General features: G+C 53.4%; 4 protein-coding genes. 3 read left to right on the plus strand and 1 reads right to left on the minus strand.

The features are described 5' to 3' along the window. Positions 1-98: 98 nt before the first annotated feature. From ACLQ3M_RS03745 to ACLQ3M_RS03755, 3 genes are all read left to right on the plus strand, one after another. Positions 99-347 carry a DUF2442 domain-containing protein gene (locus tag ACLQ3M_RS03745; RefSeq protein ID WP_411676367.1) on the plus strand — a complete coding sequence of 83 codons (249 nt, stop codon included), beginning with the start codon at positions 99-101 and terminating at the stop codon, positions 345-347. A gap of 362 nt (positions 348-709) precedes the next feature. Beyond that, the gene (locus tag ACLQ3M_RS03750) at positions 710-5923 is read left to right on the plus strand and encodes a bacterial Ig-like domain-containing protein (protein ID WP_411676368.1); all 5214 of its coding nucleotides are present in this window, start codon (positions 710-712) and stop codon (positions 5921-5923) included. A gap of 54 nt (positions 5924-5977) precedes the next feature. Further along, positions 5978-8704, plus strand: coding sequence for a hypothetical protein (locus ACLQ3M_RS03755; protein WP_411676369.1), 2727 nt, complete (start codon positions 5978-5980; stop codon positions 8702-8704). Positions 8705-8737: 33 nt separating this feature from the next. On the opposite strand, the gene ACLQ3M_RS03760 is transcribed toward ACLQ3M_RS03755, so the two are convergent. Then, the coding region (locus ACLQ3M_RS03760; protein ID WP_411676370.1) for an ATP-binding protein at positions 8738-9305 on the minus strand (568 nt) is incomplete at its 5' end.

Genomic DNA, 9305 nt, shown 5'->3' on the forward strand with positions numbered 1-9305 from the left:
TTTAAAAATACCCCTTTTGGGGTATTTGCTATTCCGGCTTTCGATTGTACAATAAATCGGATACCGGAATTTTGAATTCGACGGAAAGGGACGGTTTAATGAGCAGGATCATCAACGTCATCCCGCATGACGATTATACCTTAACCATCGCTCTGAGCAATGGGGATAAAATTATATTGGATATGAGGAAAAAAGTCGACACGATTTTCTTTCAAAGCCTGAAATCCCCGGAAAAATTCCGGAACGTGCATTTCGAGGACAAACGTATTTTCTGGGACGGCGGCACTCCCAACCTGCCGCTGGGATTCACGCTTGACAATATCCTGTTCGATATCCGGGACGAGTAAACTCCCTGAAAAGTCTAATTGCAGCCGGGTAGAAAAGCATGAAACAAACCTGATAAGGTAAGCGGCAAGACCGAAACCGAAACGGCCCCGGCACGGCGTATATCATGTTCGACGTGTACGACAATAAAAATCATCTGCTGACCCACGCGTCCGTACGGGTGGACGTGAAAACGGGAATCCGGCCGAGGGACGACTCAACCAGATAGATCGGCGTGTTTTAGCCGGAAGGCGAACAAAATCCCTTTACCAATGGCGGCGTTTTGTTAGAATCCTGTCAGAGGTGTATGCTATAATATGAAACAAGAGAATTATCACAGGGCAGCGAACCTGTTCCGCTTGAAATGCGAGGAGAGAAGAACAACATGAGCAGAAATTCAATCAGTCAAAAAGCGCTTTCTTTATTGTTAAGTTTCGCGCTGATTTTTAGCCATCTTTCACTGAGTACGATGGGAGCCTATGCAGCCGACGCAAAAAGCATTGTCGGCTTTGAAGAGCTTGCCCCGGAAGTTGCGGAGCAGAATGCGGCCCTCGGTACCCCCGAAGCCAATTTGAGTCTTCCGAAAACGCTGAGGGCAAAGATTCGTACCGCGTCAGATTCCGGGACTTCGGCACCGGGCAGTCAGACGCTGGTTTCAAGTGAGCCGGAGCCGGAAGATACGCAGTCCGGCGCTGAAAAGCCCTCCGTGGATTCGGAGGATTCCTCTAAGGCGGAAAGCGATTCGGAGCCGGGCGGGCAGACGCTGGCTTCTAGCGAGCCGGAGCGGGATACGCAGTCGGGCGCTGAAAAATCCTCCGTGGATTCTGAATTCTCCTCTTCGGCGGAAAGCGAAACGGAGCCGGAGAAAAAGCCGGATGAACCGGTTGTTTCCGAACCGGATTGGGAGGACATCACGGTCACATGGGCACCGTCTCCGGACTATGACGGCAATACGGCGGGTAAATACCGTTTCACGCCGGAGCTGCCGGAGGGCTGCGTGCTTTTGGACGGCGTAACTGTGCCCGAAATCATCGTGACGGTGGGCGAAGGTGCTGCCGCCCGCCTTGCACTGGGAAGCAGCGACTCCACGACGCTGTATCTTGATCCGGGGCCTGTCACCATCGGAGACGGAACCGTAACCGGGTTTAACTATGAGGGAGAGAAAGTAACGACCCCGGATCCCAACGGCAACTATAAAATTAAACAGAGTCTTAGTGAACCAACCGGATGGAACATCCTAATTACAGGGGGAACGCATGAGATCACGCTTGATGGTCTCAATATAAATAATTTGACAGATCGGTCCGCCATCTGTGTTGAGTCGGGTGCGACCGTCACGTTGAAGCTGAGCGGCGATAATGTTATTCGTACACCGGGAGATAGAATTGTTGTTGCCGGGGTTGAAGTACAATCCGGCGCAACGCTGATCATCGAAGACGCCGGCGGCGCTTCGCTGACAGCGGACGGCGGTCAAATGGGCGGCGCGGGGATCGGCGGGCAGCAATGCTTTCCGTGCGGCACCGTTGTTATCAACAGCGGCACGGTCACGGCGACCGGCTACGGCGGCGCGGGCATCGGCGGCGGCGACGCCGGCGGCGCGGGAGGAATCGTGACGATCAACGGCGGCATTGTCACGGCGACCAGCCACGGCGGCGGCGCGGGGATCGGCGGCGGCGGCACCGCCGCGGGAGGAACCGTGACGATTAACGGCGGCACGGTTACCGCGACCGGCGACCTAACCGGCGAGGGCTGGGGCGGTGCCGGGATCGGCGGCGGAGGCAAAGGCGCGGGAGGAACCGTGACGATCAACGGCGGCAGCGTCAAGGCAACCAGCACCGGCGGCGGAGAGGCAATCGGAAAAGGAAAGGGCGGCTCCGACAGCGGCACGCTGACAAACAGCGGCGGCAGCAAGGTCTGCCTGACAACAGTCGCGCTGCCTTCTAAGGACGCCGAGACCGTGGAGGCGCTTTCCCTGACGCAGGGCGGCTCGAAAGTTTCCTACGGAATCACCGATATGAAACCGGATGAGGACGGAAAGCTATACCTTTATCTGCCGGCATCCGATGACACGATAGCATCTGTAACGGCACGTTTTGCCAACGGCCACGAAGCGGAATATAAAAATTACTACGGCAGCGTAACCGGCGCGGGCCCGAACGTGCTGAAAATGGACCCCGTGCTTTCCGTGAACAGTTCCTACTCTTGTGGGGATACCATCTCGCCTACGGTAAGCGGCAGTTCAAGCGGCGTCACTTTTTCGTACTCGGGGAAAAGCGGGTCTGAAACTACATACGGACCCAGTTCCACGCCTCCCACAAACTGCGGAGATTACACGGTGTCGGCGACACCGGATGCAACAGATTCCTATTACAGTAAAACGCTGACCGGGGATTTTTCCATCACGCAAAAGGATATCGGAACGGCTTCGATTGCAAATATAACCGGATGTCAATACACGGGAAACCCCGTTGAACCGGACCTCACCGTGACGGTCGGCGGCACTGCCCTGACGAAAGGCACGGACTATACCGTGTCCTACGTCAGCAATACCGACCCCGGGACCGCGACGGCGACTGTAACCGGAATCAACAATTATACGGGCAGCTTAAGCAAGACTTTTACAATCGGCAAAGCCGACCCATCCGTTTCGCTCTCCGCGGACCCGGCAAGCGGGGCGAAGACTGGGGATACCGCTACGCTGACCGCGTCGGTCACGGGTGTTGCCGGCCATCCCCCCACGGGAACCGTGAAGTTTTATGACGGCGGTAAGGAACTGGGAACAGGAACTCTTTCAAGCGGAGCCGCTTCCTATAAATGGAGCGGCGTCGGCGCGGGCGACCATGCGCTGAAAGCGTCCTATTTGGGAGACAACTACTATAACACGGCGGACGGCAGCATCGGCGATTATCCCATCGCAAAGCGGACGCCGACGTTGGGGACGGCTCCCGCAGCCACGCGCGTCCCTTACGGTTCGGCCCTTTCCGCTTCCGCGCTGACCGGGGGCAAAATGGTCGGCGCGAACGGCACCGCGGTCTCGGGAACCTTTCAGTGGAACAGTCCGGACACGGTCGTTAAATCTGACGGCAGCTATGAAGCGACGTTCACTCCGACAGACACCGGCAATTACAACACGGCGACCGTGACCGTACCGGTAACCGTGACATATGCCGACCCGACGATTTCCGTCGAAGGTAATCTTACCGATCAAAATCAGTGGGCGGCGTACATACCCCTCACGGTCACAACAATTACGTACGATGCCAATGCTTCGGCCCGTGTGACCGCGGCGTTCAAAGCAAACGGGCAGGCGGATTTCGGTGCCCCGCAGTCCCTCATGCCGGGCGGTACCTTCACGGCAATTCAAAACGGGACCTACCGTTTTACCGTCACCGACGGGCAGAACCAGACCGCGCATTGGGACGTGACGGTTACCCAGATCGACAATACGCTTCCGAACACGCCGGCGGTCACGGAGGCCGGGAAGTACACGGCCTCCAACTGGTACAAAGAATCGCAGACCGTATCGGCGTCGTTCACGGCAACCCCGGGCAGCCCGGAACACCTCCAGTACAGCCTTGACGGCGGAAAAACGTGGACGGACGGAACCTCCGCCACGGTTTCCGCCGAAGGGACGACGTCGGTCTCTTTCCGCGTGACCGACGAATTGGGCAGAACGGGCACACAGGCAAGCGCTGCCGTCAACATCGACCTGACCGCGCCGACGAATCTTGCCATAGCCTATCGGACGAATACGGTTAAAAACATCCTGAACTTTCTGACCTTCCGCAAATTCTTTAACGACACCGTGGACGGCGCCGTCAGCGCGCAGGACGCCGGGAGCGGCGTCGGCATGTACCAGTATGAGATCGTCCCGGACGGCGGCAGTCTGGACCAAAACAAGTGGGTCACCGGGGATACCTTCAGCATTCAGCCTGATTTCAAAGGCACGGTGTACGCGCGGGCGCAGGACAAAGTGGGCAATGTCTGTGAAGCCGTCAGCGATTCGATTGTGACGGATCAAACGAAGCCTTCCATCACGGCCTCCTACGCGTATTCGGGACAGAAAATCTACGATTCCGGCGCGAAAATCGGCGTCGTGGTAACGGACGCCTGCGCGGGAGTGAATCAAATCACCTATCAAATTGGCGCGGGCACTGTTCAGACAACGGACGTCGCCGCCGGCGGCACGGCGCCAAACGGAAAATACTCGTTCTCCATCGGCGGCCTGCCGTACGGCGACTACAATGTCGTGATCGGAGCGACGGATAACTCCGGCAACGGCGCGGGCGCGGTTACAGTTCCGGTGAGTATGGCGTCGGTTACCGGCGTCGCCGTCACCGGCGCGCCCGCAAACGCCACGCAGGGTTCGACTTACCGCCTCGGCGCGACCGTCTCGGGGCAAAACAGCCCCTCGCAGGCGGCAAACTGGAGCCTTTCCGGAAATCAGAGTACGAATACCAAGATAGACCAGAACGGAATACTCACGGTCGGAACAGACGAGACGGCCGCAAGCCTGACGGTCCGCGCGGCGTCCGCCGCAGTGCCGTCGGTTTCCGGCAGCGTGACGCTTCCGGTCAAGGCGCGCGTCCTAACGGGCGTTTCCATGAAAACACTTCCTTCTAAAACACGCTACTACAAAGGGGAAGCTCTGGATGTGACCGGCGCGGTGATTACAGCGGCCTATGACAACGGCACGTCGGAGGATATTCCCGTTACCTTGGCAATGGTAAGCGGATTCGACAGCTCAAAAACCGGGACGCAAAACGTAACCGTAACCTACAGCGGCCTGACAGCCACCTTCCCGGTTACGCTGGAGCAGCGTCCTTCGTCCGGCGGCTCTTCCGCTCCTTCTCTTCCCTCTTCGCTGACGGATGCCACGACGCATATCACCGTTGACCTTTCGGGCGCAACCTTCCCGTCGTGGGTGACGGGCGTTTCGCTTTCCGCTACCCCCGAAACCGCCTCCGGCGTTCCGACGGGGACGACGGGAGGCGCGGCCGACCCGCAGGGCGCGGCGGCCTGCAGCCTTGCCGTATCTGATCAGGCGCTGAGCGTCATTGGAACGCCGCTTCTCTTGAACATCAGGCTGCTGGACCGGAGCGGAAACCCTGTTTCCTTTACCGGCAGCGTCACGGTCAGGATTCCGCTTCCCGCGGGGCTGCGAGGCACGCCGCGCGTATTCCGGTACGAATCAGACGGTACGCTGACAGACATGAACGCGGCCGTGGAAAACGGCTTCCTCGTATTCCAGACCAGCCATTTCAGCTATTACGTCATTGCGGGCACGGGCGATTCGATCACGCTGGACACAAAGGATTATTCGATGCCCGTCGGCGGCAAGTACCAAATCGGCGTGAAACTGACCGGTACGAAAGCCGCGGCGGTAAAATTTCACTCGACAAACGATAAAGTCGCAACCGTTGCAAAGCTGAAAAACGGCAATTATCAAGTCACCGGAAACGGCCCCAGCACGGCGTACATCATGTTCGACGTGTACGACAATAAAAATCATCTGCTGACCCACGCGTCGGTAAGGGTCGATGTAAAAACCGGAATCAGGCCGAGGGGCGATTCCACCAGGCAGATCGGCGTGTTCTAATGCCGTGTGTAGAGCGTGAAAGCGCCTGTACCACTTGAAAAAGAAGGAATAAATTTGAGAAATACGTATTCTGTTCCTTTGACAAAGAAGGCAAAAACAAAGAGGCCTAAAAAAAAGAAAGATAAGTTGAAACACCTATTGATAGAGTCAGAACGTCAGTGGAAGGAATCAGATGATGGATTTAAGCCTATCTATCCAATTCTATCGCCTCCGCCGAAAATATTACTCTCCTATTCTCACGCTGTGGATGATACGCAGTTGTATGAGCCGTTGTACCATAACGTTTCAGCGGAAGAAAGAACGCCACCGCCCCAAACAGCAATACAGCAACCACCGGCTGGTGCAGCGCAAGACACTGCACCTCAGGCGACAGGTCGAGAAGCGCCTCAACTGTTGCCACCGCAGCAACCGGTTAGTGCTGTGCAAGCCGTCTCACTTCAGGCAGCCAAACAAGAAGCGCTACCGCGATCAACGCCTGAAATGAAAAAAGCAAATGCAATCGCTACAGCAGCATTACGCTCCGATTCTTCAGCAGAAACATCTGCACTTTCATTGCCTCCGCCCCCGTCACCTATATCTCAGCCGCCGGAGTCCATAGCGCCGCAGGCTAACGGGGCACCCCCGCCGCCCCCGCTGCCCCCGCCACCAGCGGTTGCGCAAACCGTAGCACCGAAGGCGGCCAAACAAGAAGAGCCGCAGGCTAAAAGCACATTAGAGGACCAAATAAAAAGCCCTAAACTTAAAAAAGCTAAATTTACACAGAATTCAGATACGAAAGCGGCCGTGGAGGATACGCAGATCTTAACACCAGAAATTTATAAGAAATTGGAAAGCGCTGATTATACTGCTCTGTCACGGTTTATAGATGCAGAAAAAAAATCAGAAGATCCATCCTTAAAGCCAACACAACAGCAACAACCAGATGAAAAACAGGTTGAAAGTGAAATAGACCATGAAATTACCTTGAAGGAAACAAGCGGTGTCTATGAAGTTAAATCATCAGAGACATTAGGTAAGGTTAAATTTGTAAAGGATTCTCAAGATTCAGGAAAAATCGATGAGATTTGCAACAAGATATTTAAACAAATTGGAGTACCGTATATTATTTTTGGTAATCCCGCTGGTGAGATTATTGTCGTCCTGAAATATGGTGGAGGGTTAACAACTGATGAACAAACGGCCAAATTTCTTGGTACAGCAGCGGAGAAGTCGTATAGTTCTAAGGAAGGCGGGTCATGCATACTAAACATGATAAATGAATTAGATTCACTTTATTGCTGTACTATGACAAATCCAAAAGTATTGTTATTTTTAAAAGACTATTTCACGGTGCGTACGGCTTGGCATGAAAATAGTCATAACAATCAAGCGGGCCAACTGAGTGAGGAGACAGCTAGAAATTTATTAAAGCTTAATGGCAAAGGCATATTTCCGATGGATTTACACAATATTCTTTTCAATGAAAACAACATGAACGAAACCATACTTGAATGTGTTCCGCCAAAAAATTTGGAAAAGGGATACTGTAGAATAAAACTAATGAACGGCAAAACATACTTTGTGCGTTTGCAATATAATGAGGATCTGGCTAAAGCAAATAGAGATGCAGGTGCAGATGCAATCCAGAAAAATTTAAAGAAATTGGAGCTTATCTTACAGGAAGCTAAGCAAAACCAATTTCCCTTTTTAAAGCAGGTTTTTATGGGGGCTGCAAAAACTCTTGCAGAAATCGCCGGGTTAGAAAAATCTCAGCAAATAGAAAGTGTTGAAATTATTGAAAATGGAAATTGGGTCTCATATCGGGAAAATCTGAGTGCCGTATACGTTCCCGGAATGATTACGTCAGATATAATTAATTACATATTGAATTATATTAATTCGGTTTTGTCGACGGTATATACCAAGGCACAACAAAAATTTGGTGAATTAAAAGCGCCTAAGGTGGCAACAAAAACCGACTTGAAACAGGCAACAGACGATTCGGAACAGGATGCAATCGAATTTGCGCAAAAGTTGCAAGAAGAATGGACTCAAAAAGTCATCCCGCGTTTAGAGATGGCTCCTCAACAGGATGGGCCTGAGCATGACATGGCTCCTCAGCAAAATCTGCCGGAACCGCCGCAATCCCCCTCGTCGCCTTCAATGCGCCCGTGGATGATATCATGGGGACGGGGTCTGTCACCAGTGCCATTATCTGCGGATAATGGAGATTCTGAAATGGAAGACGCGCAGAAAAGTGCGTCCCCGCCACGGCTCGATACCCCGCCTGTTGAGGATGTATGCGATGTTGTAAAGGGGTTATCGCATCCATCAGAGAGATTAAATGAATTGCTTAATAATAAATCGGATAAAATAATTGAGGAGAATTTTGAAATCGGTTCAGCCTCTGGAAATGGGAACAATTGCTTGTTATATAGTCTTTATCAGCTGATTTTCGGCAAAAAAGAAGCCGATGAAAATGATCCAGAGGCATTAAAAACAGTCACAGGTTGGCGCACTGAATTAAATGTAGGAGAAGGGAACCAGATTGATGCTGTTGATCCCGTTGTTTTTAGATTTATAGAAGCCAAGGTACGACTTAAGATCGTTGTGGTTGATGAAGGCCTTATCAAAGACATTATTCCAGTCGGTTCTGATGAAAGTAAAAAATTAGTTTATATTCTACGCACAGGGCGGTCGATGGATGAGGGCCATTTTGTGCCCCTGTGGCCAAAGGATGAAAAGGAACAGACTAACGTCCGCAAACGGGATAGTGAGGAAAGTGAAAAACATAAAGCCTAAAGCTAAAAAGCAAAGATTATAGCAACCTAAAAGTTAAGGTAGGTGGTCAAAAAGAGGGAAGCCATTTGCCGGTTTCGCTTTCCCTTCTTTTTCCGCCTCATTCCTGAGCGCTTCCATCATCAGCTCGTTCGTAACCCGCCCGCCCCGCACTTTCGCGGCCATGCGGGCCAGCCGCGCGGTGGCGTGGATCGTCGCCGGGGAAAGCTCCAGCTCCCGCGCGTATGTCTTCAGGTCTAAATCGGGGCAATCCCCCGGGAACGCCTGTTTCCACAGCAGAAGCCGCTGCGCCTCGTCCGGCATGGAAAAGCGCGCCAGAACCGTAATGCGGCGCAGAAACGCCTCGTCGAAGTTTTTGAACAGATTCGTGGCCAAGAGAACCGTCCCGCCGTACTGCTCGATGCTTTGCAGCAGGTAAGACGTTTCCACGTTCGCGTAGCGGTCGTTGGAGGAGCTTACCTGCGTGCGGCGGGAAAACAGCGCGTCGGCCTCGTCGAAAAACAGGATGCAGCTCCGCTCCTTCGCCGCCTCGAAGATTTCCGCCAGGCGCTTTTCCGTTTCACCGATGTATTTGTCCAGCACGCGGGAAAGGTCGATTTTCAGC

Origin of the sequence: Caproicibacter sp. (assembly GCF_046707225.1) — a bacterium.
Lineage (GTDB): Bacteria > Bacillota > Clostridia > Oscillospirales > Acutalibacteraceae > Caproicibacter.